Raw genomic sequence first — 25,874 nt, 5'->3', positions numbered from 1 at the left:
AAATGCCGCTATGTGGACTATAGAGCGTTGGGCTTGAAGACGGGGCTGGAGATACATATCCAGCTAAACACCAGCAGGAAGCTCTTCTGCCACTGTCCCCCTGTGCTGAGAGACGACGAGCCGCACTTCCGCGTTGTCAGGAGGCTCTACGTAGCGCTCAGCGAGTTGGGCTCGGTGGACCCTGCGGCTGTCTGGGAGGTTCGCAAGAGGCGCCTTTACGTCTACGAGGGGTACCGCGACACTACATGCCTCGTGGAGCTGGACGAGGAGCCGCCGCATCTGCCCGACGAGGAGGCCCTCACGACGGCGGTGGCCGTGGCCAAGATGTTCAACGCGAAGCTCTACGACGAGATCTACGTAATGCGCAAGATCGTTGTGGACGGCTCCAACACCTCGGGGTTCCAACGCACTATGCTCGTGGCGCACGACGGGAGGGCGAAGATATTGGGCTACAACATCGGCGTCGACACGATCGCGTTGGAGGAGGACGCGGCGAGGAAGATAAGGGAGGAGGGCAAATACGTCTACTATAGGCTGGACAGGCTGGGCATACCGCTGGTGGAGATATCCACGTCGCCTATGGAGTACGACCCGCAACAGATGGAGGAGGTGGCCTGGATCATAGGCTACAGCGTGAAGGTGACCGGCAGGGCCAAGAGGGGCCTCGGGACCGTGAGGCAAGACGTCAACGTCTCCATAGCGGGGGGAGCCAAGACGGAGATCAAGGGCGTGCCCAAGCTGGAGTTGATACCCAAGGTCGTAGAGTACGAGGTAATGAGGCAATTGAACCTCTTGAAGATAAGGGACGAGCTCAAGAACAGAGGCGCCCAGCCTCCCGAAGGAGGCTACGCAGACGTCACCGACGTGTTCAGGAACACGCAGTCCAGAGTTCTGAGGAGGGTCCTCGACGCGGGCGGCGTGGTCTACGCGGTGAAGGCGCCCGGCTTCCAGAAACTTCTGGGCTTTGAGGTCCAGCCCGGCCGCCGCTTCGGGACCGAGCTGGCAGACTACGTGAGGGCCTGGACTGAGCTGGGCGGCTTGATGCATTCAGACGAGCTCCCGGGCTACGGGATAACGTCGGACGAGGTCAGGGCAGTGGAGCAGAGGCTGGGGGCGGGCTCCTTCGTGTTGCTCTCGGGGGCAGATCCGAGGGAGGTCGCCGAGGCCGTGGACGTAGTGGTGCATAGGCTGAGGCAAGCCTTCGAGGGGGTCCCAGAGGAGACCAGGGCGGCGAACCCCGACGGCACGACTAGGTTCATGAGGCCTAGGCCGGGCGCGGCCAGGATGTATCCCGAGACGGACCTGCCGCCGGTTAGGATAACCATAGAGATAGAGAAGAAGGCCGAGGAGATAGCGTCGCGGAGCTTGGAGGCCGAGATAGAGAGGATCTCGTCGCTCGGCGTGAACAAGGACATGGCCTTGAGGCTCGTGAAGTCGCCGTGGCTCGAGTACTTCGAGGACTTCGTCCAGAGGTACAGGAACGTGCCGCCGACGCAGATAGCCAGCCTTCTCCTGAACACGGCGAGGGCTCTGGCCAGAGAGGGGGTCGAGGTCACGCCCGAGAAGATAGACGCGGTGCTGGCAGAGCTGGATAGGGGGACTATAACTAAGGAGGCCGTGGAGGAGATACTGAGGTCATTGAAGGAGGGGGAGGGAGTGTTGGACGCGGCCAGACGGCTGGGCCTCTTGAGGATGCCGTATGAAGAGGTCAAGAAGATAGTGGAGGGGCTGGTCAAGGAGGTGGGCCCCGACAAGGCCTTGAGGGAGGCCATGAGGAGGTATAGGGGGAGGATCGACGCCGGGGACGTCGCCAGGGCGCTCAAGGAGATAGCCGGTCGGCAGTAATATTAATAAGGCACCTGCTAGTGGTTTCCGATGACGATACATATAGCTACGGACATTCTGGGTCTGATAGCCTTGGACGACAAGGGGGACGTGGTGGACAAGGCTCTCTTCGATAGGAAGGCCGACGTCATAGCGGGCAAGCTCGCGGAGCTGGAGAAGTCCACTCCCGTGCCCGAGCTCTTGGAGCTCGTCGAGAGGCTTAAGGGCCGGGGGGATAAAATAGTCTTGGAGGATCCCGAACTGGCCAGAAGGCTGTCGGCGGCTTTGCAGGGGGTCGAGATAATCAGCGAGTCGCCGGACCAGGTAGTTGCCGAGTTCAGACGCAAGTTCTGGGACGTCTATCTGCCCGCCCTAGGCGTGAGCAAGGAGGAGTACGACTCCCTCCTCCTCGAGGTCTCGGACCTCATCACCAGGAGCAAGCTGAGGCAGGCCGTGGAGAAGCGCGACCTGTTCATAGCTCAGTCCATAAGCACTGTCGACGATATCGACAAGACGTTGAACCTCATCGCGTCGCGCATCAGGGAGTGGTACGGGATACACTTCCCAGAGCTGGAGGAGCTAGTCAGGGACAATAAGGAGTACGTGTTGTTGGTCAAGAACATAGGCCATAGGTCCAAGTATTCGCCCGACGCCGTCAAGGAGGTCTTGAAGGGGGCACCCGAGGATAGGGTAAAGAGGATAGTGGAGGCCGCCAGGAAGAGCATAGGCGCCGACATGTCCGAGTGGGATCTCGACCAGATAAGGACGTATGCAGACATATATTTAAGGCTAGATGATTATAGAAACAAATTGTCGGAGTATATAGACGAGGCCATGAAGGACGTAGCGCCGAATATAAGGGAGCTCGTGGGGCCGCTCCTCGGCGCGAGGCTCATAAAGTTGGCCGGAGGCCTCTCCCGCCTCGCCATGTTGCCCGCATCTACGGTGCAGGTGCTGGGCGCCGAGAAGGCTTTGTTCAGAGCCCTCCGCACCGGCGGCAAGCCCCCGAAACACGGCGTGATATTCCAGTACCCCGAGATATTCCGCGCGCCTAGGTGGCAACGCGGCAAGATAGCGAGGGCGCTCGCCGCCAAGTTGGCCATAGCGGCTAAGGCCGACGCTTTCACCGGCAACTTCATAGCGGCTAAGTTGAAGGAGGATCTCCTGGCGCGTATCCAAGAGATAAAGACCCTATACGCCAAGCCGCCGCCCAGAGCGCCTGCGGTCAAGCCGGCTAGGGCGCCGGAGAGGAGGCAAGGGCCTCCGCCGAAGAAGCCCTCGGCGAAGAAGCCGTCGAAGAAAGAATAAAAAGCATGGGAGAGGCGTAGGGATATGTCCATAGAAGTCGTCGATGTGAGGCCTCACGAGAGGTTCGCCGGCGTCTACGTGGCGAAGTTCGAGGACGGCTCGGAGAGACTGGCGACGAGGAACTTGACGCCGGGCAGGAGGGTGTACGGCGAGAGGTTGATTAAGTGGAGAGACGTGGAGTATAGGGAGTGGAACCCCTATAGATCTAAGCTTGCCGCGGCCATACTGAACGGGCTCAAGGAGATGCCCATAGCTGAGGGGTCGCACATACTATATCTCGGCGCCGCCTCGGGGACCACGCCGAGCCACGTGAGCGATATAGTGGGCGAAAGAGGGCTGATATATTCCGTCGAGTTCTCGCCGAGAGTCTTCAGGGAGTTCATGGAGAAGCTGGTCGACCAAGGCAGGAAGAACGTAGTGCCGATACTCGGCGACGCCAGATTCCCGTACCAGTACGCGCACTATATCAAGGGCGTCGATGTGGTTTACATAGATATAGCACAGCCAGCGCAGGCGAAGATATTGGCCGACAACGCGGACTACTTCTTAAAGAAGGGCGGCCATGTAATGTTGGTAATAAAGGCGATGAGTATAGATGTGACCAAGGAGCCGTCGGAGACCTTCAAGCAGGAGATCAATGTGTTGAAAGAGCGCGGATACGAGATTTTGGACACCGTCCACCTCGAGCCCTACGACGTGGCGCACGCGATGGTCATAGCAAGACGCGTTTAACCCCGCTGTAGCTCCGACGCGGTAAAGTATATATTGTAAATAGGCTGGAGGTATATGCGTTATTTAGAGAGGCCGTCGCCTCTCTCTAAGATAACTGATCTCCTGTCCCAGATAAGGCCTATCGAGGACGTCTTGACCATTCCGACTTGGGACGCCGCAGGCTTCGTGGCGGCGAGGGATGTGGTGATGCCGCACGACTATCCGCCGAGGCCTAGAGCCGCCTACGACGGCTACGCGGTGAACTCGGCGGAGACCCCGGGCGAGTTCGTCGTGGTGGGCTCCATACTGGTGGGCCAGTACAGAGAGGCTAGGGTGGGGCGCGGCGAGGCGTATTACGTGACTGTAGGCGCCTTCCTCCCAGAAGGGGCCGATGCAGTGGTGCCGGAGGAGGCGGCGAGGAGGGAGGGCGATAGGATCTCTGTGTCGCGCAAGTACAACGCCTACGACAACGTCGATCCCCCAGGCGCCTACGCCCCCAAGGGCGCCGTCCTCGTCAAGAAGGGCCAAGTGCTCACGGTATTCGACGTAGTGGCCCTCCTGGACGTTGGCGTGACCAAGGTGAGGGCGTACAGGAGGCCCAAGATAGCGATCTTCTCCACTGGAGACGAGTTGATAAAGCCGCCTATAGATCCCGACGAGGCCGCCGAGCTCGTCCTCAGGGGTAAGGTAATCGAGTCGACGGGGTCTCTGGTGGAGTGGTACATCCGCAACTATATGCCTTACGTCGAGATCGCCGATAGGAGGGTCATGGGCGACGACAACGAGGCGCTTAAGAAGGCCGTCGAGGAGGCGTTGCAGAAAGTAGACGCTGTTATAGTAACTGGCGGGGCGGGCCCCAGCGAGATAGATCACTTCTACAAGCTGGGCTTTGCCGGGATTAGGGGCTTCAGAATGAAGCCCGGCCGCCCCACCTCTGTGGCCGTGGTCAACGGCAAGGTGGTCTTCGGGCTCTCGGGCTATCCCATCAGCGCGTTGCACGGCACGATACGCATAGTCGAGCCGGTCATGAGGAAGATGGCCAACGTGGTCGCGGGGCCCGGCAATGGCTGGGTATACGCCACGCTGGCGGCCGACGTGACGGGCGAGTTGGCCCAGTTCGTGAGGGCGAAGGCGGAGTACAAGGACGGCGAGATAGTGGCCACGCCGTTGAGGACGAAGCACCACTCGTTCACCGACCCCGACGCGTCCGGCGTGTTGCTGATACCGCCGGGAGGCGCCAAGAGGGGCGACAAGGTGTTGATGTTGTTGTACAGAGATCCCAGAGATATGGGGAGGTGGTTTGCGTGATACAGATAACCGGCAACAAGGACGTGGGGAAGACGGCGCTTGCCGAGAGGCTCATATCTATAGCTAGGTCCTTGGGGTATAGGGTGGTTGCCGTCAAACAGAGCCATCACGCCCCTGACGTGCCGGGTAAGGACAGCTACAGGATGAAGGTTGCTGGAGCCGACGTGGTCGTCTTGAGAGGCGGCGGCATGTGGGCCGTGTTCTCGGACAGACTATCGCTGTGCCGCATAGATTCGGACCTCGTGGTGATAGAGGGCTTTAGGGATGCCAAGCTCGGCTTCAAAATACATATAGGGCCCGATCCGCCGGCGGATGCCGACGTGGTCGTCTCGCTGGACGACGCGTTGAGGAGGTCGGAGGAGTTCTTAAAGCGGGCCAGATGCGACGTGGACGCAGACGGGTTGCTGGCGTTTCTAGCCGCGCGCTAGCCTGGACTCGGCCTGGCCTAAAAGCGCCTTGAACAGGGCCACGGCTACGGCGTATAGCCCCGCCGTTATGAACAACGGGGCATCTATCATGCCTGAGCCCATGAGGTACCCCCCTATGGCGGGCCCTACGGCTCTAGGCACACTGCTGAGCGTGTTCCACAAGCCGAAGACTCTGCCGCGCTCTTCCTGGGGCACCAGATCGTTTATCAACGCCGACAGCAGAGGATTGGCCATGTTCATCAACGCCGTTCTGGCCACGAAGAGGGACAGGGCGACCTCGGCCGAGCCGACGAAGGGCATCGAGGCCAACAACGCAGTGGCTAACGACTGCAACACGACGATGGCGTCGACTCTGCTCCGCAACGCCCTAGCTATCAAAGGCGCAGATGCAGCCCCCAAGGCGAGCGTTAGGTCAGACGCGGCGTAGAAGACCGCGAGGCTTCCCATAGCCACGTGGAACTTTATATAGAACCATAGAGAGAATAGAGGTATTATGACCCCGGCCCCCAACCCTATTAAGGACTCCGGGATCAAGCGCTTGAGCAACCAGTAGGATCTAAGAGTTCTCAGATTGAGCGAGAGCCCGCCTCGCTCCACGGCGGCGATAGGCTCCGATAGGGATAGCAAGGCGGCCGATACGGCTATTGCGAGGCTTTCCAGCAGGAAGAGCGTCTGGAAGCCGGGAATGCCCGCGGCGGTTATGGAGGCCGAGAGGGAACCCAGCGCGGCGAAGAACGAGGAGAGAGACGAGGAGAGGGAGAAGGCCTCGTTGGAGAGGCCTCTAGCCTTGGCATAGTCGCCGAGAATTGCGCTGTATACCACCCCTCTGTTCAACAAGCTCGCCGAGATGTAGGACGCCGCAACGACGAAGGGTCTGGCCGTTGCCATCAAGGCGGTGAACGTGGCCGAGGCGAACGATAGGGCGTAGTAGAGGCGCCTCCTGTCGTATATATCTGCTAGGTAGCCCCACAACAAAGAGCCGGCGGTCATCGCGGCGGTGGAGACGCCGTAGACGGCGCCTATCTGCGCGGCATCTAGCCCTATCTTGACTAGGTATATCGAGAGGGCCACTTGGTTGGCGCCCCATATGAAGCCCACCAAGGAGCCGGCCAGTATCAAGCCCCAATAGCTTGCGTTGCGCACTTGCCTTAGACAAATTTACCGGTTAAATTTATTCCGCACAGAGACAGCGAGCTCCACGTCGTCGCTGGCTATTCCGTCAACCCCCCGAGACCAGAGCTCCTCCATGACCCGCCCATCGTTGACGGTCCAAGCAACGACCTTGAGGCCCATTCTGTGGGCGAACTCCACGGCCTTGGAGGTCGCGAGCCTATAGTGGGGGAGCACAAAGTCGAGGCCCAGGCGCCTCGCGTCGGCTATTCTGCCCGGCGGCTTGGCGTATATTAAGCCGAGAGGGACAAGGCCCTTAAGCCGGGCCAAGGCCTCCTCGTGGAAGCTTATAACGGCGGCCCACGACGTGGCGCCGACGCGCCTCAAAACTTCGCCCACGAGCTCTGCGGCATCGAGGTCCTTGACCTCTACGAACACGCCGGCCCTTCCCCCTATGGCCTGTAGCGCGTCCTCTAGAGTGGGGATCGGCTCGCCGCCCACTCTGTGGATAGCCAGCTCCGGCCAACGCGCCTCTTTCACCTTCAACTCGCCGCCGGGCGTCTTCACCAAACCGTCGTGGATTACCACCGGCACGCCGTCCGCGGTCTTCCACACGTCCATCTCGACTACATCGGCGCCGGCCTCTATAGCAGCCATAAAGGAGGCGACGGTGTTCTCGGGCCTTTTAAGAGGGAAGCCTCTGTGGCCGATCACAGCCTTCCTCGAAAGCGCCTCGAGGACTCTATGCACGGAAAAATAGATCTCTAAATTTAAAACATGGCCAGAGTTCTTCTGACGGCGGAGGCGGAGATAGGTAGACGCGTCGTCGAGGTCGTCGAGTCGTCGTTCAGAGGCTTGATAAGGCTAGATGTCGTGGCGGCGGATCTTGGCGACGTGAAGGCAAGGGCGTATAACAAGGCCAGGGGACAGATAAGGGCAGATCTATTGCTGGATCTGTTGAGGCCGGTGAGGGGATGGGATAGATACGTCTACGTGGTCGAGGGCGACGGCTACGTGCCGGGCCTCAACTTCGTCTTCGGCGTGGCCCACGGCCATAAGGCCGTCGTGTTCACGGAGAGGCTGAGATCGGCCGTTGAGCTCTTCGAGATGAGGCTGGCCAAGGAGATAGTGCACGAGCTGGGCCACACCTTTGGGCTGGGCCACTGCGCAGATCCCAGATGCGTTATGTACTTCAGCAACACGGTCAGAGACACCGACCTTAAGGGGCCCGGCTTCTGCGAGGCCTGCTTCGCCAAGCTCACGCGGGCTTTTTCGGAAATATAGGCGCGCAGATCCTCCTGCCGGATTTGAGCTCGGCCACAAAACGCTTGTAGACGTCGTAGACGTCGAAGATCCACGTGTTCACGCCCTTGATGGGCACGGGCTCCGTCTCCAAGATCTCCTCTATCTCCTCTCTGGAGAACTTATCGATATAGTAGCAGGGATCCTTGAGGAGGAGCACCCTCCTGTACTCCACCTCGTGCACGTGAGTTATGGGCGTGCCGGGGGCAGACGTAGCTGACTTTATCAACGGCCTTATATCGTCCAGCGATATCTCGTTCCTGAATCCTCTGGATCTCCACTCAGCCACCGCCGCCTCGAAGTACCCCACCAAGTCGTCCAGATAGGGCCGCCCGTCGTTGTAGTACATCAACACCACGGGGTGGTTAAGCCAGCCCCTCCTGCCGTCGTTCAGAACGCCCATGCGCCTCAGAATAGCCATTATGACCTGCTTGGCCTCCACCCTCTGTTTGCCGAGCCGTTTATTGTCCAGTATCCGGGCAGACTTGGACCAGTCCACGTAGGGTCTGAAGATCTGCATCAACGGATTGCTGAGCTGTAGGCGAAGGTCTGCAAATATGCCGCGGCCGGATTGGCGCAGAGCGGCAAGCCCGGCGCGGGCAAGGCCTATCGGCTACTGTGTCTGTCCCTTGTCCTGCTCCTGCATCTGTTTCTCTATCTCCTTCAAGGCCTGCTCCACCTCCTTCTCTATCTCCTCTATGGGCTTCGGAGGCGGAGTAGTCGCCAGCGCGTAGCCGACCCAGCCCAATATGCCGAACACGGCCGCCACGGCGAGAAACGCAGTGGCCTTTAGGACCACTATGTCGTACTTAGTCAGAAAGACGAGCCAGGCGTAGACGACGATCACCAACACCGACAGGATCAACAGACCTATGCCGACAGCCTTATCCCTATGCATAACCTCCAGTATGGGGCAGTTTTTAAAGATTCGCGATATCGGCTAAAATAGTACAGATCGCACCTTACGTGAGGATCGGCGCGGGCAGTCTGCTGATCGCGGCGTCGTCTGCGTTGGTCCCCTCAGGCCTAGCCCTACTATACGCCCAAATACGGCTGGCGCGCCTCATGGCGCCGTTGTTGAACAAGATTGCGGCCGGGCCCTACGACGGGCTGACGCCGTACCTGGCGCTGGCCTCTCTGGGCTCCGGCATGTTCCTAGCGCTGGTTCTATCCCTAGAGCTCGCGGCCGGCAAGATATTCAGGGTAGGCAGAGGAATCCACTTGATAAAGATCAAGATAGACGGCGCGAAGCCTTACGGCTTCACCACGGGCGGACTGACGCGGTGGGTGTCCTTCGTGGTGCTGAGCGGCGGGGAGGATCCCGACTTGGAGAGGTTCGTCGAGCTCCACGAGGAGGCTCACGCGAGGCTCAAACACCCGGCCAAGATATGGGCGGTAGGCGCCGTCCTCTACGGAGAGATGGCGGCCCTGCCGGCGACTTACGCCTCCCTGGGCTCGCTCCCGGCCTACGTCTATGTGTTTTCGGTGGCGTTGGTAATCTCGACCGTTTACCTGCTCTTCGTCTTGGTGAGGGCTCTGGAGGTGGAGGCCGATATCTACGTCTTTAGGGCCATGGGGCTGAGATCGCACGACCTGTTTGTGAAGCTCATGAAGACGCGCTACGGTAGCTGGCGCCAGCCGTTGCGCTCGAGGCTCACCCACACGCAGGGCGAGTTCGTCTTGCTTCTCGGCGATCCTATTGCGGCCCACACGCCCTGGGAACACCTGCTCCTATTCTCCCTACTATCCTCGGTAGCGCTTCTGCCGAAGATATCGGCGGAGTTCGCCCCGGCGTACCAGAACCCCGGCGCCTACTACGTGTTGATACTCTTCGCCATACTCATGTTGAACTACTTCCTATCGGTCGCAAGCGAGGCTGTGCTGAAGAGGCTCGCTAGGGCCAGGCTTACCGATAGAGGCTACACGAACTTAGCGCGGCTGGCTACAGGCATTTCGTCGACCATGGCGGCCGCGTCGGCTCTGACGCCGTTGCCGGCGTCGATAGCCCTGCTCATACTGGGTGCTTTTATATACTATAAGATTATTAATAGATTTATTAATAACATATATTTATTATCGATATATATCTTTATTATAATTATAATGTTTCCTTTATTTATGTATATGTAATATTTTAGCGCTCACGACGGCCATGCCCATAACTGCCATAGGCTGGGGATGACGATCTCTATCCTAAAGCGGCTTAGCTTATATTTATGCTTTAACGATTCGACGTGGCCAGAAAGGCGCTTGTGCTGGACAGCGGCGACGACTTGACCAAACTCGTCGTGGAGGCGCTGGCGGATAACGGATATACCATACACCTCATATCCAACGAATACAGAGGTAAGGAATTCATCAAGTACCCTGTCTATATACATACGATTAAATCGGAGACGTACGAGGCGCTCGTCGACAGAATTGGCCTTGAGGACGTCGAGACGGCCCTTTTCATTTCCCCCAACGATTCGCTCAATATGTCTCTGGCAAAACTGTGCAGATCCAGAGGCGTGCCGCGCGTTGTAGTGACGTTGAGGAACCAAGCGGCGGAGGAGGAGGCGGAGAAGTACGGCATAGTGACCGTGAGCGCCTCGCAGTGTATTCTGGGCAGACTATACAGGCTACTTAACCTCAAGTATACAAGGATAACCCCTCTCAGAGGCGACTTCGGGCTTCTGGAGATGTTCGTGACCGCGGATTCCAGACCGCTCGGCCGTAGCTTGGCCGAGATAGAGGAGTCCTACGGCGTTAAGGCGGCCTTGATAAGAAACGACGAGATAATCACGTCGCCAGACGCCGTGGCGCAGGAAGGCGACTACCTAATGGCCATGGGGCCCTTAGAGGCCTTGAGGGACCTCTCGTCATGAGCAGAGACTGGCTTAGGCGCAGGCTCGGCGTATTCGACATATACTCATTGGTTCACGCAGACAGCCAGTCGACGTTCTACTTCGTGTTGGGCGTCATAGCGGCCGAGGCGGGGAGGCAGACCTTCCTGGTGGTGCTATATGGCACCGCGCTGATGGTGGCTATAGCGTTGGCCTACGGCGAGATGGGCTCCCGGTTCCCAGAGACGGGCGGATCCTACTTGTATGTCAAGACCGCGTTGGGGAGCACCGCTGGCTTCTTCTCCGCATGGCTCCTCGCCTTCGACCAAGCGGTGATGGTGGCGTACGGCTCTCTCGACGGCGTTCTGTACATAGCAAATATGTTGTCCTACTACGGGATCTCGGTGCCCTACATAGCCGCGAGGGCCTTCTCGTTTCTGGTGGCCTTAGGCCTCTTCGTGCTCGCGCTAATCGGCATAAAAGAGTCGGCGAGGGCCTCCGCCCTGGTCGCGGTGCTGGACATAGTACTAATAGGCTTCTTGACGGTGGCGCTAGGCCTCGTCTTAGAGCTGAGGACGTATCCGCCCTACTTCTCGTGGGGAGATGTCGACGCAAAGGATATATGGGCCGGCTTGTCCTACGCGTCGAGGGGATATACGGGCATGGACGCGATAGGCCAGCTGGCTGGCGAGGCGGAGATGCCTCTGGTCCAAGTCCCGCGGGCGACGATCCTCGCGGCCGGCCTGGGCGCTGCATACGGCATAGGCCTAACGGCGTTGTTGATGAACGGCGTGGCGTACTCGGCGGTGGTCTCTAACCCCGCCACCGCCGTGGTCGAGATAGCGGCCGCCTCGTCTTACGGCAGATGGCTCGTCTTGCCCGTGGGTATCGTCACTGCCGTGGTTCAGATAATGGCCGCGCTCGCGGGCTTCGTGGCCTTTTCCCGTCTGCTTTATAGACTCGCGGAGGAGCGGCTATTGCCTCAAGCGTTCTCTAAAGTACACCGCAAGTTCAGGACGCCGCACGTATCGCTCATCTTATCGGCGGCTATAGCCCTCGCCTTATTGGCCCCGGGCGAGATCTACTTAATAGTGGATGTCTACGCCGTGTCGTCGCTGGTGAACTACCTGATGGTCTCCCTAGCGCTTCTGATCGAGACCCGGCGCGGCGAGCTGTACGGAGCGATGAGGTCGCCCACCATAAGAGGGATCTCAATAGTGGGCGCCGCTGGCGCGGTCATGACGGCGATAGGTCTAGCGCTGTCGGCCATTGTGAGATTCGGCGAGCTCTGGATTATAGGCCTGTGGGCTCTGGCCGGCGCTCTTCTGCTAGCTCTTCGACGCAAGAAGTGAATACGCCTTATCAAGCAACGCGTACCTGACCTCCTCCTCCCTCCTCGGATCTCTCAATATGCCGCGCGCGGCCAATACGACGCCCCTATAGCCTATGTGATCTACGTCGATTCTGAAGTTCTCGACCCCATATTCCGAGGCGACGGCCCCCAGCTCAGCCCTGAGTTTATTTACATCTATTTTATACGGCATATACATATATACCCTAATTTCATGTCCTTCTTCTATTTTTACTAAATTAAATGGTTCATGTATTAATTTAGTATAAGGTATGTGGACTAGGTTGCGCCTGAAGTCTCTGACCACCAGGGCTGTCGGCCTCATAGCTACTACGTAGCCCGCCGTCTTGCCCACCTGTACGTAATCGCCTATGTGGATGCCGTGCACCCTAGAGACGACGATTCCTGTGAAGTACTCCTCTATCATGTGCCTGAGCGCTATCAAGAGGCCGGCCAGAGCGAACGCCAGGAATAGGACCATCAAGAGGAAGAGAGCATAGACGTTGTACGCCAAGGTCTCCACGCCTAGGAAGATCACGGCGGCTAGCAGAATCGACACCGCGCCGAATAGAGGCGTTGGCTCTATGCCCAGCCCCTCTGCGAGGCGGGAGAAGCCTATACGGGCAGCTAGGTAGGAGGCGGCCGAGGCGCCGAGTGCGGCCAGAGTAACGGCTATGCCGACGTCCATGGAGTTATCGTTGTAAGAACCTTTAATAGATCGGCCTCCTTACTCCGATGGCCCGCCCAGTTGCCTATCTGGACGGCGCGCGCTACCTCGCAAGGTGGCTAGTCTTAGGCCTATTGGTCGGCGTTGTGTCCGGCCTAGCCGCCTTGGCCTTCTACTACGTGTTGAAGCTCTTCGAGGGAATTTTCCTGGTGAGTCTCGTCGGCTCCTCGGCGTCCGGCGTCTGGCCTAGCGCGAGTAGGTATTACCTCTTGCCTGCCTCGGCCGCGCTGGGAGGCGCCTTAGCCTCTCTGGTCATATACTCCCTAGCCCCCGAAGCCGAGGGCTCCGGCACAGATTTCGTTATTCGGGCCTACCACGAGCTTCAGGGAAGGATCAGATGGATAGTCGCGCCTGTCAAGATTGTGGCGACGGCGCTGACTATAGGCTCGGGAGGTAGCGGAGGCGCCGAAGGGCCTGCCGCACAGTACTCGGCTAGCCTCAGCTCCTTTATCTCCGATATACTCAAACTATCGCCGGAGGATCGGAAGGTCATGGTGGCCGTGGGCATGGGGGCCGGGATCGGGGCTATCTTCAAAGCGCCTATAGGGGGCGCGTTGCTGGCCGCGGAGGCTCTTCGGAGAGGTGGTTTCGAGACAAGAGTGGTGTACCCAGCCTTAGTGGCGTCGGCCGCAAGTTACGCCGTCTTCGGAGGCTTCACCGGCTACATGCCCCTCCTGGGACTCTACGCGGGGTCCCTTAGGCCTATCGATTTCGCAGTCTACGCGGCTCTGGGCCTCGTCGCCGGGCTCGCCGCGATAGCGTACGTCGAGGCGCTCAGCCTGGCCCGCCGGGCGTTCGGCGCGATGAGGGCGAGATACGTAAGGCCCATAGCCGGCATGGCGATCGCCGGCTCGATAGCGTTGCTGGCGCCTCAAGTCGTCGGGGAGGGGTTTGCGTGGGTGCGTTTAGCGGAGGCGGGCGAATTCGGCAAGTTCTATTCGCCGGTTCTGCCAACTGTGGCGCTCCTCGCGCTTCTCCCAGTACTCAAGATATTGGCTACGGCGGCTACCGTCGGATCCGGCGGAAGCGGCGGCTTGTTCGCGCCGGCGATCTTCATCGGCGCGTTCATTGGCGTGGACATGTGGTTCCTAATACACTACATGGCCCCACATGCATCGCTCCAGATAACGCCCCTCGTGGTCGTAGGAATCGCGGCTATGCTGGCGGCCGCGACGAAGACCCCGCTGTCGGCCATGGCCATGGCTGTGGAGATGATCGGCGGCGTCCAGCTACTCCCAGCTGTCATGGTAGCAGTTGCCGTTTCATACGTTGTTTCCTGGAACTATGCGATATTTAACGCGCCGGCGGATAGCGCCGGCGATGGAGGTCGTCGGCCTCAGCCCGATAGCCCCGGCGCCGCGCTGGCGCAAGATCTGAGGCCGGCTACGGGATCTTTAAGACGTGCGGCCCATCCTACGCTGTAAAGCTTATATAGGGATTTGGTTGAGGGGGTTAATGTCGGCGGGGCGAACATAGCCGCCTCCAGTCCTGCAGACGCCTATATAGCAGAGCGCGTCCTCTCTGCGCGGCCATGGACGTCAGGAAGATCCTAGTGGTGGGCTCAGGCGCTATAAAGATCGCGGAGGCCGCCGAGTTTGACTACTCCGGCTCTCAAGCTCTCAAGGCCTTTAGGGAGGAGGGGATAGAAACGATCCTGGTAAACCCTAACGTCGCCACTATACAGACCTCGAAGGTCTTGGCGGATAGGGTCTACTTCCTCCCCATCAGGAGAGAGTTTCTCGAGCAGATCATAGAGCGCGAGAGGCCCGACGCGATAGCCTGCGGCTTCGGCGGCCAGACGGCCTTGTCCGCCTGCGTGGAGTTGCACGACGCCGGGGTTCTCTCAAAATACGGCGTGAGGGTGGTGGGCACGCCGGTGGAGGGCATAAGGAGGGCCCTGTCTAGGGAACTGTTCCAGAAAGCCATGAGGGAGGCGGGCGTGCCCATCCCGCCGAGCCGCTCGGCGAGGAGCCCGGACGAGGCGTTGGCGGCGGCCGAGGAGCTGGGCTACCCCGTGATGGTGCGCGTGTCGTTCAACCTAGGAGGGGCGGGCGCCTTCAAGGCGAGGAACAGAGCCGAGCTGGAGTCCCGCATCTATAAGGCCTTCGCGCAGTCGGCTATAGGCGAGGTCCTGGTCGAGAAGTACCTGGAGGGCTGGAAGGAGATAGAGTTCGAGGTCGTGAGGGACTCCCACGACAACGTGGCGGCTGTTGTCTGCATGGAGAACATAGACCCCATGGGGTACCACACGGGCGACTCCATAGTGGTGGCGCCGTGCCAGACGCTCACCGACGACGAGTATCAGACGGCGCGGGACATCTCCATAGCCGTCGAGAGGGCCATAGGCCTAATCGGCGAGGGCAACGTCCAAGTCGCCGTTAATTACGCCGGGCCGGAGCAGTACGCCATAGAGACCAACCCCCGCATGTCGCGCTCCAGCGCCTTGGCCTCGAAGGCCTCGGGCTATCCCCTCGCCTACATCGCCGCCAAGCTGGCGTTGGGCTACCGCCTCGACGAGGTGATGAACCAAGTGACTAGGCGCACTGTGGCGGCCTTCGAGCCGTCTCTCGACTACATCGTGGTGAAGCACCCGCGTTGGGAGAACGACCGCTTCGGCGTAGACGAGGGGCTTGGGCCGGAGATGATGTCCATAGGGGAGGCCATGGGCATAGGCCGCAACCTCGAGGAGGCCTGGCAGAAGGCCGTGAGGATGATAGACATAGGCGAGCCGGGCCTCGTCGGGGGGCCCCTCTTCAGATCCGCGACTCTGGATGAGGCCTTGAGCGCCCTCGAGCGCCACCTGCCGTATTGGCCCATCTACGCCGCGAAGGCCCTCTACCTAGGCGCGACCGTGGACCAGATATACGAGCTCACCAAGGTGGACAGATTCTTCCTCAACGCCATAAAGAGGGTTGTCGACGTCTGGAAGGTCCTCGAATCCGGGCGCGCGTCTCCCGAGCTCCTCGAGGAGGCTAAAAGGCTGGGGTTCTCCGATGAACAGATAGCGTTGGCGTTGGGGGCCAAGCCGGAGGAGCTGGCCAAGAACAGGCGGAGGCCCGTCGTCAAGAAGATAGACACGCTAGCGGGCGAGTGGCCCGCCGACACGAACTACCTGTACCTCACCTACGGCGGGGAGTTCGACGAGCTCTCCCCGAAGGTGGACTACTTAGTGGTCGGCGCCGGCGTCTTCAGAATAGGCGTGTCGGTCGAGTTCGATTGGGCGACGGTCAACCTGGCCCTAGAGCTCAAGAGAAGGGGCTACCGCGTCGCTATACTCAACTACAACCCCGAGACCGTGTCGACTGACTGGGACGTGGTAGACAAGCTGTACTTCGACGAGATATCGGCCGAGAGGATCCTCGATATATACGAAAAGGAGGGAGGACCTGTCGTGGTGCTCTACGCGGGCGGGCAGATAGGGCAGAGGCTGTACCCCAAGCTGGAGGGTCTGGGGGTCAAAATAGGCGGCACCCGCGCGTCGTCGATAGACCTCGCCGAGGACAGAAGCAAGTTCTCGCGCCTCCTCGACAAGCTTGGCATAAGACAGCCGCCTTGGTTCTACGCGAGGAGCATAGAGGAGGCGGAGAAGCTCGCGGAGGATCTCGGCTATCCTGTGCTGCTCAGGCCCAGCTACGTCCTGGGCGGGACCTACATGGCGGTTGCCAGGAACAGGGGAGAGCTGGCCGAGTTTCTGACCAAGGCCGCCAGAGTCAGCGGCGAGTACCCCGTGGTGGTGTCCAAGTTCATGCCGATGGGCGTGGAGGCCGAGGTAGACGCTGTGTCCGACGGAAGGAGGGTCGTCGTCACGCCGATAGAGCACGTGGAGCCGCCCGGCGTTCATTCGGGCGACTCCACCATGGTCATGCCGCCCCGCAGAGCGCCGGAGGCCGCCGTTAGGAAGATGGCGGAGATCGCCTATATGATAGCCAGAGAGCTCGACGTCAGAGGGCCCCTCAACGTGCAGTTCATAGTCGCTGACGACGTGTACGTCATAGAGGCGAACCTGAGGGCGAGCCGCTCCATGCCGTTTGTGAGCAAGGCGACCGGCGTCAACTACATGTCGCTCACAGCGGACGTCTTGACTAGGGAGAGGTTGCCCTACGACGACGATATGACGGTGCTGAGGCCATCCAGGTGGTGGGTCAAGACGGCTCAGTTCTCCTGGAGCAGGGTGAGGGGGGCGTACCCGAGGCTGGGCCCCGTCATGTACAGCACCGGCGAGGTCGCCTCGTTCGGCGACGTCTTCGAGGAGGCGCTCCTCAAGAGCTGGCTGTCAGCCCCGCCCAACAAGATCCCGTCGAGGAACGCGTTGGTGTACACGTTCGACGAGTCCTACGCGAAGGAGATAGAGGAGATAAAGAGGCGCCTCTCCTGGCTGGATATACTGGAGCCGTCGCCCGAGATCGTCGAGGCCATTAAGTGGAAGAAAGTCGACATAGTGATCACGGCAGGCGTCACGCCGGATAGGGACTACGCCATAAGGCGCGTGGCCGCCGATACGTCGACCCCCCTCGTGTTGCACCCCTCGCTAGGGCTGGAGCTGGCCGCCGCCTTCGACTGGTTGAGGAAGGGCGGGAGGCTCGGGGTAGAGCCGTGGTGAGGCTCGTAGTCGACTTGGTCAAGGAGGAGGAGCGCATGATAGTGAAGGCGGCCGAGAGGCTCGGCGTAGGTCTCGAGCTGGTGAGGGTAGACGGGCTTAACCTCTCGGAAGACGTCGATCCCGGCGTTTATCTAATAAGGACGCTCAGCCACAACAAGGCCACCATAGCGGCCGCACACATCGAGGCTTCGGGAGCCGTGGCCGTCAACGGCTGGAGGGCCCTCGCGGCGGGGTGGAACAAGGCCGTGGCTCTAGCCCTACTACGCGCGTCGGGATTGCCCATACCGAGGACTCGGCTGGCCCCGGCGGCCCCCGAGGCGGCCGAGCTCATAGTCAAGCCAGCCTTCGGTAGCTGGGGGAGGAAGGTCGCCCTGGCGAGGTCTCGGGAGGACGTCGAGGCGTTGCTCAAGGGCGCGGAGCCCGACGAGGTCTACCTCGTGCAGGAGCGGGTAGGCGACGGGACGGATATAAGGGCCTTCGTGATAGGCTATAGGGTAGCCGCCGCCATGGTGAGGCGGCCGCCGCCCGGCGACTGGCGTAGCAACGCTGCCAGAGGCGGGCACGTCGAGGGCATCAAGCCCCCGCCCGACGTCGAGGAGCTCGCCGTCAAGGCCGCGAAGGCCCTCAACGCCGATTACGCCGGCGTCGACATACTGATAAGCCCCGACGGCTATTTCGTCGGAGAGGTCAACGTAGTGCCCGAATTTAAGGCCGTCTCCAAGGCCAGCGGGGTGGACGTGGCCGCGGAGCTCCTGGCCTACGTAGCCTCGTTGGAGAGGAGATGAGACCAGACCCTATTGCCGGAAAGCCCTAGACCCATACACCGGCCCGAGCGACGTACGGCGGCCCCATGAGCTATAGAAGTATAAGCGGGATGTAGAGCTCGTCTTCTGTAAGCCCTCCGTGGTGTCCTCTAAATTTAAGCGGGTCCTCGTTCTTCTGCTTGTAGAGGTAGATGGCGGAGAGGCCGCGTCCCGGCAACGCTATGTAGTCGCCGATCCTCTCCGCGAACCGCCCCTCACAGCTTCCGAGGAGGCCTGCCTTGAGGGCCTCTTCTCTGGACATCAGCGAGAACTCGCCGTGTCTCGCCAAGAGCTCCGCGAGGCGTCGGGGCTCTGCGGAGGGCTTGAGGTACAGCGCTCTGGGATCGCCGTACGGCGGCATGCTGAGCGCGTCCAACAACTCTACGTCCTTTGACAAGTTCTCGTTGCGGGCGATCTCCTCGTGGCCGTGATCCGCCGTGATTATGACGTCGGCGCCGGCCATGTATTGCCCCGCCAGCTTCGTCACGGAGTCTAGGACTCCCCTCGCAGCTACGAGGACCTCGTCGGAGCGCGGCCCGTATCTGTGGGCGACGCTGTCCACTGTGGATATATAGACATAGGCGTAGGCCGCATCGTTCTGCTGGAGGAAGCGACCTGCGTTTATCAACGCGTCGTAGTGCGATACGTATTCGAAGATCTCGGCGCCGTCGTAGAGTATTCTGCTAATCCCTCCGCCCAGCCCCTTCGGGAGGAACACCTTCGACTTCACGCCGGCCTTGGCCAAATCGGCGAATACCGTCGGCGCGTTGAAGAGCGCCTTGAGCTCGTAGCCGGCGTTGCTCAGCCCGTCCCTCTCGCCCAACATGGGGCTCATATTCAGCGAGTCTATCACGGCGCCAGCCTCCTTGAGGTAGAAGCTCCACGCCACGACTCCGTGTTGGCACGGCGCCAGTCCCGTCGATAGGGACGTCAAGGCCGCCGATGTGGTCGTGGGGAAGACCGAGGTCGCCCTATAGAGTCCCCTGAACATCCCGGAGTACTCTCCGGCTATCTTAGCGAACGTATTAAAGCCGAGGCCGTCTAACAAGATCAGCGCAATCTTCCTCGACGAGAGGCCTAGGCCGAACCTTATCTGTGGACCTCTAGGAGGCAGACCGAAGTGCGCCAGCAACGTGTTCGGCACGGCGGCTATCCCGCCGCCGTTGTAGTCCGGCACCTCCATACACGACGTCGCCCATGAATATTAAAAAGATGGCCCTGGCCGGGCTAGGGCCCAGCGTGCGGGCGGCCAGTTGTCTAAAAAGTCTCCTGTAGATCCACACTAGGCAAATATGAGGGTCGACAACAACGCGACCAGGGCTAGCCCGAACGCAGCCCGTAGGAATCCCCAAAGGCTCCCAATACTCCCAGAGGCGTCCAAAAGACCCCGCCACAATCCTCCGCCTCATGTAATGGGTTCTGTATAAATGTCCACAGACGGCCGGCGTGCCGCGCAAGCCTATCGCGCTTATATGCGGAATTGTTAAAAAGATCCTACATTATATTTCTCTATGAATAAGAAACTAATATTAGCCGTAACGGTTTTGTTGCTGTTGGCATTGGCCTCGTATGGCCTAGCCGCGGTGAACGGCTCCTCCAAGGCCTATACGATCCACACTAGGCTGTACGTGGTCTTCCTCTGGCACATGCACCAGCCGCCCTACGTATTGCCGAACGGCATGGTGTTGGCGCCCTGGCCGCGGCTCTGGGTCACCAAGGGCTATTACCCCATGGTTGCATTGGCTCTGGCCGAACACGCCCATGTCACCTTCGACTTCACGCCGACATTACTCGAACAGATAGAGATTGTGGCCCAGGGGAAATACGACGACCCCTACCTCCAAGCCTCTGAGGCCGACCCGTACTCCCTATCGGAAGCCCAGAAGCTCTTCATACTGGAGCGCTTCTTCGATGTAGCGCCTATACAGATAGAGCGATACCCTAGGTACTACTGCATATATCAAGAGGTGAAGCAGAACGGCATCCAGTGGGCCCTCCAGAACTTCACGCCGCAAGACTACCTAGATCTCCAGACCCTCTTCAACCTAGCTTGGTACAACGTCTATATCCTGGAGCGCGACCCCCAGCTAAGGCCCATATATCTCTACGCGCTGGCCAGCAACTGTACGACTCACTTCACGATACAGCAACGGGATCTCCTGCTGGCGGGGTTCCAGAGATACGCGGAGAGGCTCCTCCAGCTGATAGAGGAGAGGGGTGGCGGGTCGGGCTCGATAGAGTTCGTGACTACCCCCATGTACTACCCAATAATGCCTCTAGTGGCGAACTTGACGTCGGCTCTACAGAGCAATCCGTATCTAATAGTGCCGCCCACGGGCTTCAGCTACCCGCAGGACGTGTACCGGCAGTTGCTGGAAGCGAGGACCTTCTATAACCAGACGTTTGGGTTCGTGCCCAGAGGGCTCTGGCCGCCCGAGATGGCCGTGTCGCAGGAAGCTTTAGAGCTGGTCGCGGAGGCCGGCTTCAACTACACCTACATATCGGGCGACACCCTGGCCTTAACGTTGGGCCGTCCGCCCGGCGTGCTCAACTACGCCCTGTGGTACATACCCACCGAATACGGCCGCCTCTATATACTCGCCAGGGACGACCAGATATCGAACTACATAGGGTTCGGCGCCAGCGGCGACGTGAACAGCCGCGGCCCCCTCTACGCCGCCAATAAGACCTATTGGATGATCAAATCGGTGGAGTACCAGCTGGAGCAGGCAGGCGTGAAGAGGGGCGTGGTCTTGATAGCGCTTGACGGCGAGAACCCGTTCCAGTACTTCAAGGACGACGGCGTCCAGTACCTCACGTACCTCTACGGGCTCATAAAGAGCGATAGGACCATGAAGATGGCCACAACTCTAGAGGCGGTGGAGGCGCTTAAGTCCAAGGCGTTGCCGCTCGAGAGGCCCGTGGTCGCCTCCACCTGGGCCGGCGACTTCTCCACCTGGGTCGGCAACTGGGAGCAGAACTTGGCGTGGACTATTCTGTACAACGTGAGGCAGGACGTGGCCAACTGGACTTGCATGTACGAGGCGGAGGCGGGCGACTGGTTCTTCTGGTACAGCGGTTATTTCGCCTCGGCGACGCCGTATATATTCGACGACCTCTTCAGAGCCTTCGCGCGTTGTGCGGCGGCGCGCTATAACTATACGTGGCCTCTCGACGAGCCCATATACTTCTCGAGCAACGCGCAGATAGGCTGGGCTGGCTCGCCCTTCGAGCGCATAGTGACGGTGGAGGGGCCGTACACCTTCAGCGTACAAGTCTGGTCGCCTAACTACTCGCCTCCCAACCCCGCCGACGCGCAGCTGATAAGGGCAGTATTGCACTTCGGCCCTGTCAACTACTTCGGAGGGCCGTGGACGTATCTATACTTCGTCCCCATGAACTTCAGCGGGATCTACGGCAACAACTACGTCTATACGGCGACGGTGGACCTCAAGCCGGGTAACTATGAATTCATCTACATAGTACAGGGCTCCAACACCTACTACGCCCACGCCACGTCGACAGCCGACGGCAACTACTGGATAACCGTTCTGCCGACGCCGAGCGGCATCGTGCAGAGCGCCTACGTGTATCAGGTCAGGGTGTACGGAGGAGGCGGCTACGCGTCCTACAGCCCGGCGTCCGCGCCCGGTTGCGTCTACGCCCCAGCGGGCTCCACCGTGGGCATAGTGGTGGCCGTCCAGTCCAGCGGGACGGTCTACCCCGTGTTGCACTACGGCTACGGTAGCTGGTGGTGGCCCGTCGACGACGTCTTGGCCAAGCCCGTGGGCACGTACGGCGGGTATACCCTGTACGAGGCCAACATAACTCTGCCGAGCTCGGGCGTGCAGTACGTCTTCGAGATATTCCAGTCCGGCGGCGTCTATTGGGTCAACGTAAACGGAGCCAACGGGCAGATCTGCGCATCGTAAAAAGCTTTTTCAGGCCTACGTCCTCCTCTCGAGAGGCAACCTCCCGGCCTTTAGGTCGAGTATCAGCGATTTCAGCTCCTCGACAGCGGCTCTGAGAATTTCCTCGCCCTTCTCCCTAGAGGCCCTCGAGGGGTAGCCCTGCACTGCCTTGGCGTACATGGCCTCGTAGGCCCTCCGCCCGTATACGGCGTACCTCATCTCGACCCACTCGTCTGCATCTCTCGGCACGGCCTTAACCAGATGCGGGTAGGCCGCTATGACCTCGCTCGTCTCGTCCTCCGCCGCGTGGCCCTCCGGGGTCTCGAGGACCCTGCGCCGGGCCTCCTTGGCTAGGTCTATCCACCAGTTGACGACCACTATGGTCATGTCGGCCGACCTCGCCACGTCCTTAGCCGCCATCCTCAAGGCGTCTATATTTCCCCCGTGGCCGTTAACCACGACGAGGTTCTTGACGCCGTTCCTCGCGACCTCGGCGAAGACGTCCCTGTACAGCCTATAGAGCGTCTCGGCAGATATGGATATGGTGCCGGGGAACCTATCCAAGACGTAGGTCGTGCCGTACCAGATCGGGGGCAGAAGGAGCGCGCCCGCCTCCTCCGCCGCCCTCTCGGCCACGTATATGGCCATCAAGGCGTCGGTGCCCAGAGGGAGGTGCGGCCCGTGCGCCTCCACAACCCCCACGGGCAGGACCGCCACGGCCTTATCGGCCTTCTCGAACTCCGGCCAGGTAAGCTCGGCCCACCTCATATAGTCCCTCGCGGGATAACTTTTTAAATAGCGACGCCATTGCCGGCGGATGCCGTGTTGGGGAACGTGGACGCCTTAAGAAAGGTCGTTGGAGAGGTTGTCGGAGTATACGACGCACCTGGCTGGCTGATCGCCGAGATATTGGGCGATCTCGCCGGCTGGGAAGACGTCAACGAGGACGTCCTCAGACGCGCAGTCGAGCTGAACTCGTCGAAGCTACACGGACTGCTCAGGAGGAACCTCCAGCTCTACCGCCCGGGGAGGTCCAGCATAAGGAAGGCGGCGCCGTATCTGGTGGCCGAGCTCCTCGAGGCGGGAGGCCTTAGGCCTGCCTTCGTCAACCTCTTCGGCGCAGTCTTGCCGGCCGCCTATAGGGGCCACGGCCTCTACACGCCCGTGGTGCCCGTGGTCGAGGCCAAGAGGGCGGTGCTCAACAGACTCTCGGCGCTGGCGAGATACCCGGGGACCTACGTCGTGCTCTCGGCCGTCGACGGGGTGCCCGGCCTCAAGATGGAGATAAGGAAGATTCAGAAGCCGCCTTACTATTACGCCGTTGCGGAGGGGCTGGGGCGGGCATTGGAGAGGGCGGGCGCCATGAGGGCGCGGAGGGACGAGGCGGCGGAGCGGCTCTACTCCTTCTGGCGGAGGTACAGATCGCAGGGCTACCTCGTCCTCGCCGGCCGCGAGGTGGGCGGCGTAGTCGTCGACGTGCTCGCGGTGGGGCTCGGAAAGTACGGGGCTGTGGTGGGCGCCAGCAGGAGGAAGATAAACAGGCTGTCTAAATTCCTCGACGAGGTCTACGAGCTCTGAGCAGTCGCCTTGGCCCGCCTCTCCCTAATAGCCTTTATCTCCCTCTCGGCGAGGTCCAGGTGGAATGAAAGCTCCTCTATCCCGTATTTCTTGGCCACATCTCTCCCCTGCTTTATTAAGGCCTCCGCCTCGTCGAGCCTCCGCTCTGCTACGAGGCTCCGCGTTTGGTAGACCAAACACTCCACGAGCTTCTCCTTGAACTCAAGCGCCTTGCCCTTATTGCCCTGCCTCTCGGCCTGTTGCATAAGCCTCTCCCACCTCTCGCAGACCATGCCCGCGCAAACGGCCGTCTTAATAAGCTTTCAGCCCAACACCATGAGCTGCGACTTGAGCTTCAAGATCTTGGCGTAGACCTCGTCCAAGCCCATCCTTTTGGCCGTCTTGGCGGCCTTGACGAGCTGTCTGTTGAGCTTGGCGATATACTCGGGGTTCTTGATGACCACGCCCATGGCCAACTTCCTCAAGTAGTCCTCGGCATCGCTTACAATTTTCTCGACCTCCTGCAAGGCGAGCTCCACGTCGAGGTCGTCGCGGCCGCCTCCCTTCGCAACGTTTATGTTGAGGACTATGGGCTCCACGACCACCCGCCTCTCGGGGCGCACTATGTTGTACTTGCCCATGAGGTAGCCCGCTATGAGGTAGCGCACCAGCTCCGAGACCCCGTCGAGCCCCTCCTTCCTGGCCAGCTCCTCCAGCACCGACTTCACCTTCCTATGGACGCGCACCGACACTATGGACCCCTCCTTATCTGGGGCGCTGAAAAGCTGTTCGTAGGTCAAGTCGAACTCCCTTACGCCGTCCATATATGGGGGCGCGCCGACTTATAAACAGGCAATTCTCAAAATGGATCCCATCCCTGATCTTACGCCGCGTGAGCGTTGGCTATTTAAACCGCGGGAACAACGCTTAAAAAGACGCGGCGCCGCCGCGGCGTGGTGATCGCCGTCCTCGTAGCCGTCTCTCTGGCGCTCGCCGCCTTGGCCCTCGCCGGCCTGTACAGGGAGGCGAAGTTCTGGTCGGTCGAGGAGCGCCACGGCCAGACCTGCCGCGAGGTGGACGTGATAGTCCCCCTGAGAGGAACCCCTCCAGGCCTGGAGGAGAACCTGGCGGCGATGGCGCGGCAGAGGCTCACAAGGGGCAGGGCCAGATACGTGTTCGTGGTCGACGACGCGGGCGACCCCGCGGCGTCCGTCGCGTCGAAGTTCGGCGAGATCCTCATCGCAAGGCCGGCGCCCGGCGTCCCCGGCAAGAGCTGGGCGTTGGCAAAGGCCCTCGAGGCCACGCGAGGCGACTGCGTAGTGCTGGCCGACGACGATATAAGGCCGGGCCCCGAGTGGCTGGAGGGCCTCACGGCGCCTCTGTCGGCGTATGACGCAGCGACTACATATAGGTGGTACGTGGGGCGGAGCCTCTGCACGAGGGCCAGAGCCGCCGTCAGCAACACCGCCTTTTCGGCCATGCAGGACCCCCGCTCGAGATTCCTCTGGGGAGGCTCCACGGCGTTGAGGAGGGATGTGGTCGAAAGAGGGAGGATAGCCGAGAGGCTCCCCCAGTACATCAGCGACGACTACGCCACCTACAGCGCCGTCAAGGAGCTGGGAGGCAGAATATGGTTCTCCCGGAGGTCCATAGCGCCGACGCCCGACCCCCTATGCAGATGGGGCGACATGTTCAAGTGGGCCGTGAGGCAAGTCCTCATGGTTAAATGGTACGCGCGCCGGGGCTGGATCGTGGGCCTAGCCATATATACGCTGAACTTCGCCTTCGGCATAGCGATGCCCGCGGCAGGCCTCGCCACCGGCGCGCCGGCGCTCGCCCTAGGCCTCTCCATACCGCTGATCAACCTGGCAAAGGACTTCGTCAGAGCCAAGGGCGTGGAGAGGCACGCGGGCATAAGGACAAGCCCGTTGGAGGTCTTGGCCACGTGGGCCCTGGGGAACTTCGTCATACCGGCCGTCGTGTGGGCCTCGGCGTTCGTCAGATGCGTCGAGTGGAGGGGGCGAAAATACTGCGAAGATGACGCTAAGAGGCTCTCGGCCGCGGTCCAGACGTGAATACGCGTAGTCAATTTTTAAAATGAGGGGCTTG

Annotated in this window: 24 protein-coding genes; 15 read left to right on the top strand and 9 right to left on the bottom strand. The window is 60.4% G+C overall.

Going from position 1 to position 25,874, the window contains the following annotated elements:
* Positions 1–12 precede the first annotated feature (12 nt).
* The 5 genes from gatE to TUZN_RS09250 are packed head-to-tail and all read left to right on the top strand — an operon-like array spanning position 13 to position 5,579.
* Positions 13–1,845, top strand: coding sequence for a Glu-tRNA(Gln) amidotransferase subunit GatE (gatE, locus tag TUZN_RS09270; protein WP_052886223.1), 1,833 nt, complete (start codon positions 13–15; stop codon positions 1,843–1,845).
* Positions 1,846–1,875: 30 nt separating this feature from the next.
* Positions 1,876–3,132 carry a nop family pre-rRNA processing protein gene (locus tag TUZN_RS09265; protein WP_013680700.1) on the top strand — a complete coding sequence of 419 codons (1,257 nt, stop codon included), beginning with the start codon at positions 1,876–1,878 and terminating at the stop codon, positions 3,130–3,132.
* A gap of 24 nt (positions 3,133–3,156) precedes the next feature.
* Positions 3,157–3,864, top strand: coding sequence for a fibrillarin-like rRNA/tRNA 2'-O-methyltransferase (locus TUZN_RS09260; protein ID WP_013680699.1), 708 nt, complete (start codon positions 3,157–3,159; stop codon positions 3,862–3,864).
* Positions 3,865–3,918: 54 nt separating this feature from the next.
* The gene (locus TUZN_RS09255) at positions 3,919–5,151 is read left to right on the top strand and encodes a molybdopterin molybdotransferase MoeA (RefSeq protein WP_013680698.1); all 1,233 of its coding nucleotides are present in this window, start codon (positions 3,919–3,921) and stop codon (positions 5,149–5,151) included.
* Positions 5,139–5,579: a molybdopterin-guanine dinucleotide biosynthesis protein B gene (locus TUZN_RS09250; protein WP_148678643.1), complete on the top strand. Its 441-nt coding sequence runs from the start codon at positions 5,139–5,141 to the stop codon at positions 5,577–5,579. Before TUZN_RS09255 ends, TUZN_RS09250 begins: the two co-directional genes overlap by 13 nt.
* Here TUZN_RS09250 and TUZN_RS09245 read toward each other — a convergent pair.
* Entirely contained in the window at positions 5,565–6,722 is a 1,158-nt protein-coding gene (locus TUZN_RS09245) for an MFS transporter (RefSeq protein WP_013680696.1), read from the bottom strand. The genes TUZN_RS09250 and TUZN_RS09245 overlap by 15 nt on opposite strands.
* A gap of 15 nt (positions 6,723–6,737) precedes the next feature.
* Positions 6,738–7,439 (bottom strand): glycerophosphodiester phosphodiesterase, encoded by a 702-nt coding sequence (locus TUZN_RS09240; protein WP_013680695.1) that lies wholly within the window; start codon positions 7,437–7,439, stop codon positions 6,738–6,740.
* A gap of 27 nt (positions 7,440–7,466) precedes the next feature.
* On the opposite strand from TUZN_RS09240, the gene TUZN_RS09235 reads away from it, so the two are divergent.
* On the top strand, positions 7,467–7,973 hold the full coding sequence (locus tag TUZN_RS09235; protein WP_013680694.1) for an archaemetzincin family Zn-dependent metalloprotease: 507 nt from the start codon (positions 7,467–7,469) through the stop codon (positions 7,971–7,973).
* Here TUZN_RS09235 and TUZN_RS09230 read toward each other — a convergent pair.
* Together TUZN_RS09230 and TUZN_RS09225 are read right to left on the bottom strand one after the other, a co-directional pair.
* A complete protein-coding gene (locus TUZN_RS09230) occupies positions 7,948–8,511 on the bottom strand; it encodes a pyrimidine dimer DNA glycosylase/endonuclease V (RefSeq protein ID WP_013680693.1) in 564 nt (187 codons plus the stop codon). The two genes, TUZN_RS09235 and TUZN_RS09230, sit on opposite strands and share 26 nt — an antisense overlap.
* A gap of 93 nt (positions 8,512–8,604) precedes the next feature.
* Positions 8,605–8,889: a transcriptional regulator gene (locus TUZN_RS09225; protein ID WP_013680692.1), complete on the bottom strand. Its 285-nt coding sequence runs from the start codon at positions 8,887–8,889 to the stop codon at positions 8,605–8,607.
* Positions 8,890–8,957: 68 nt separating this feature from the next.
* Here TUZN_RS09225 and TUZN_RS09220 point away from each other — a divergent pair, with 68 nt between their 5' ends.
* From TUZN_RS09220 to TUZN_RS09210, 3 genes are all read left to right on the top strand, one after another.
* Positions 8,958–10,121 carry a hypothetical protein gene (locus TUZN_RS09220; protein ID WP_013680691.1) on the top strand — a complete coding sequence of 388 codons (1,164 nt, stop codon included), beginning with the start codon at positions 8,958–8,960 and terminating at the stop codon, positions 10,119–10,121.
* A gap of 104 nt (positions 10,122–10,225) precedes the next feature.
* On the top strand, positions 10,226–10,858 hold the full coding sequence (locus TUZN_RS09215; protein WP_013680690.1) for a potassium channel family protein: 633 nt from the start codon (positions 10,226–10,228) through the stop codon (positions 10,856–10,858).
* Positions 10,855–12,168, top strand: coding sequence for an APC family permease (locus TUZN_RS09210; protein WP_013680689.1), 1,314 nt, complete (start codon positions 10,855–10,857; stop codon positions 12,166–12,168). Before TUZN_RS09215 ends, TUZN_RS09210 begins: the two co-directional genes overlap by 4 nt.
* Here TUZN_RS09210 and TUZN_RS09205 read toward each other — a convergent pair.
* Positions 12,145–12,855 (bottom strand): mechanosensitive ion channel domain-containing protein, encoded by a 711-nt coding sequence (locus TUZN_RS09205; protein ID WP_013680688.1) that lies wholly within the window; start codon positions 12,853–12,855, stop codon positions 12,145–12,147. The genes TUZN_RS09210 and TUZN_RS09205 overlap by 24 nt on opposite strands.
* A gap of 47 nt (positions 12,856–12,902) precedes the next feature.
* Here TUZN_RS09205 and TUZN_RS09200 point away from each other — a divergent pair, with 47 nt between their 5' ends.
* The 3 genes from TUZN_RS09200 (at position 12,903) to TUZN_RS09190 (ending at position 18,279) form a co-directional block, all read left to right on the top strand.
* Positions 12,903–14,318: a chloride channel protein gene (locus TUZN_RS09200; RefSeq protein WP_013680687.1), complete on the top strand. Its 1,416-nt coding sequence runs from the start codon at positions 12,903–12,905 to the stop codon at positions 14,316–14,318.
* 107 nt (positions 14,319–14,425) lie between these two features.
* On the top strand, positions 14,426–17,494 hold the full coding sequence (gene carB / locus TUZN_RS09195; RefSeq protein WP_013680686.1) for a carbamoyl-phosphate synthase (glutamine-hydrolyzing) large subunit: 3,069 nt from the start codon (positions 14,426–14,428) through the stop codon (positions 17,492–17,494).
* Positions 17,488–18,279 (top strand): ATP-grasp domain-containing protein, encoded by a 792-nt coding sequence (locus TUZN_RS09190; RefSeq protein WP_013680685.1) that lies wholly within the window; start codon positions 17,488–17,490, stop codon positions 18,277–18,279. Before carB ends, TUZN_RS09190 begins: the two co-directional genes overlap by 7 nt.
* 70 nt (positions 18,280–18,349) lie before the next feature.
* Here TUZN_RS09190 and TUZN_RS09185 read toward each other — a convergent pair whose 3' ends face one another.
* Positions 18,350–19,480, bottom strand: coding sequence for an alkaline phosphatase family protein (locus TUZN_RS09185; protein WP_013680684.1), 1,131 nt, complete (start codon positions 19,478–19,480; stop codon positions 18,350–18,352).
* Between the two features lie 328 nt (positions 19,481–19,808).
* On the opposite strand from TUZN_RS09185, the gene TUZN_RS09180 reads away from it, so the two are divergent.
* The gene (locus tag TUZN_RS09180) at positions 19,809–22,229 is read left to right on the top strand and encodes a glycoside hydrolase family 57 protein (protein WP_013680683.1); all 2,421 of its coding nucleotides are present in this window, start codon (positions 19,809–19,811) and stop codon (positions 22,227–22,229) included.
* 15 nt (positions 22,230–22,244) lie between these two features.
* Here the strand turns inward: TUZN_RS09180 and TUZN_RS09175 are convergent, their stop codons facing one another.
* Positions 22,245–22,976 carry a creatininase family protein gene (locus tag TUZN_RS09175; protein WP_013680682.1) on the bottom strand — a complete coding sequence of 244 codons (732 nt, stop codon included), beginning with the start codon at positions 22,974–22,976 and terminating at the stop codon, positions 22,245–22,247.
* A gap of 54 nt (positions 22,977–23,030) precedes the next feature.
* On the opposite strand from TUZN_RS09175, the gene TUZN_RS09170 reads away from it, so the two are divergent.
* Entirely contained in the window at positions 23,031–23,786 is a 756-nt protein-coding gene (locus TUZN_RS09170; RefSeq protein WP_148678642.1) for a hypothetical protein, read from the top strand.
* On the opposite strand, the gene TUZN_RS09165 is transcribed toward TUZN_RS09170, so the two are convergent.
* Entirely contained in the window at positions 23,774–24,058 is a 285-nt protein-coding gene (locus tag TUZN_RS09165; protein ID WP_013680680.1) for a hypothetical protein, read from the bottom strand. The genes TUZN_RS09170 and TUZN_RS09165 overlap by 13 nt on opposite strands.
* 30 nt (positions 24,059–24,088) lie before the next feature.
* Positions 24,089–24,589 (bottom strand): ribbon-helix-helix protein, CopG family, encoded by a 501-nt coding sequence (locus tag TUZN_RS09160; RefSeq protein WP_013680679.1) that lies wholly within the window; start codon positions 24,587–24,589, stop codon positions 24,089–24,091.
* A gap of 129 nt (positions 24,590–24,718) precedes the next feature.
* Between TUZN_RS09160 and TUZN_RS09155 the strand changes: the two genes are divergently transcribed.
* Entirely contained in the window at positions 24,719–25,840 is a 1,122-nt protein-coding gene (locus TUZN_RS09155; protein ID WP_013680678.1) for a glycosyltransferase family 2 protein, read from the top strand.
* Positions 25,841–25,874 lie beyond the last annotated feature (34 nt).

Origin of the sequence: Thermoproteus uzoniensis 768-20, from assembly GCF_000193375.1 — an archaeon.
Lineage (GTDB): Archaea > Thermoproteota > Thermoprotei > Thermoproteales > Thermoproteaceae > Thermoproteus > Thermoproteus uzoniensis_A.
The sequence above is the reverse complement of the archived record's forward strand: the minus strand, read 5'-3'. Positions and strand labels throughout refer to the sequence as shown.

What these genes read in the sequence shown, in the direction of transcription:
- TUZN_RS09265 (WP_013680700.1), top strand. Translation starts at nt 1,876, where the DNA reads ATGACGATACATATAGCTACGGACATTCTGGGTCTGATAGCCTTGGAC.
- TUZN_RS09260 (WP_013680699.1), top strand. Translation starts at nt 3,157, where the DNA reads ATGTCCATAGAAGTCGTCGATGTGAGGCCTCACGAGAGGTTCGCCGGC.
- TUZN_RS09255 (WP_013680698.1), top strand. Translation starts at nt 3,919, where the DNA reads ATGCGTTATTTAGAGAGGCCGTCGCCTCTCTCTAAGATAACTGATCTC.
- TUZN_RS09235 (WP_013680694.1), top strand. Translation starts at nt 7,467, where the DNA reads ATGGCCAGAGTTCTTCTGACGGCGGAGGCGGAGATAGGTAGACGCGTC.
- TUZN_RS09230 (WP_013680693.1), bottom strand. Translation starts at nt 8,511, where the DNA reads ATGCAGATCTTCAGACCCTACGTGGACTGGTCCAAGTCTGCCCGGATA.
- TUZN_RS09225 (WP_013680692.1), bottom strand. Translation starts at nt 8,889, where the DNA reads ATGCATAGGGATAAGGCTGTCGGCATAGGTCTGTTGATCCTGTCGGTG.
- TUZN_RS09210 (WP_013680689.1), top strand. Translation starts at nt 10,855, where the DNA reads ATGAGCAGAGACTGGCTTAGGCGCAGGCTCGGCGTATTCGACATATAC.
- TUZN_RS09205 (WP_013680688.1), bottom strand. Translation starts at nt 12,855, where the DNA reads ATGGACGTCGGCATAGCCGTTACTCTGGCCGCACTCGGCGCCTCGGCC.
- TUZN_RS09200 (WP_013680687.1), top strand. Translation starts at nt 12,903, where the DNA reads ATGGCCCGCCCAGTTGCCTATCTGGACGGCGCGCGCTACCTCGCAAGG.
- carB (WP_013680686.1), top strand. Translation starts at nt 14,426, where the DNA reads ATGGACGTCAGGAAGATCCTAGTGGTGGGCTCAGGCGCTATAAAGATC.
- TUZN_RS09185 (WP_013680684.1), bottom strand. Translation starts at nt 19,480, where the DNA reads ATGGAGGTGCCGGACTACAACGGCGGCGGGATAGCCGCCGTGCCGAAC.
- TUZN_RS09180 (WP_013680683.1), top strand. Translation starts at nt 19,809, where the DNA reads ATGAATAAGAAACTAATATTAGCCGTAACGGTTTTGTTGCTGTTGGCA.
- TUZN_RS09175 (WP_013680682.1), bottom strand. Translation starts at nt 22,976, where the DNA reads ATGAGGTGGGCCGAGCTTACCTGGCCGGAGTTCGAGAAGGCCGATAAG.
- TUZN_RS09165 (WP_013680680.1), bottom strand. Translation starts at nt 24,058, where the DNA reads ATGGTCTGCGAGAGGTGGGAGAGGCTTATGCAACAGGCCGAGAGGCAG.
- TUZN_RS09160 (WP_013680679.1), bottom strand. Translation starts at nt 24,589, where the DNA reads ATGGACGGCGTAAGGGAGTTCGACTTGACCTACGAACAGCTTTTCAGC.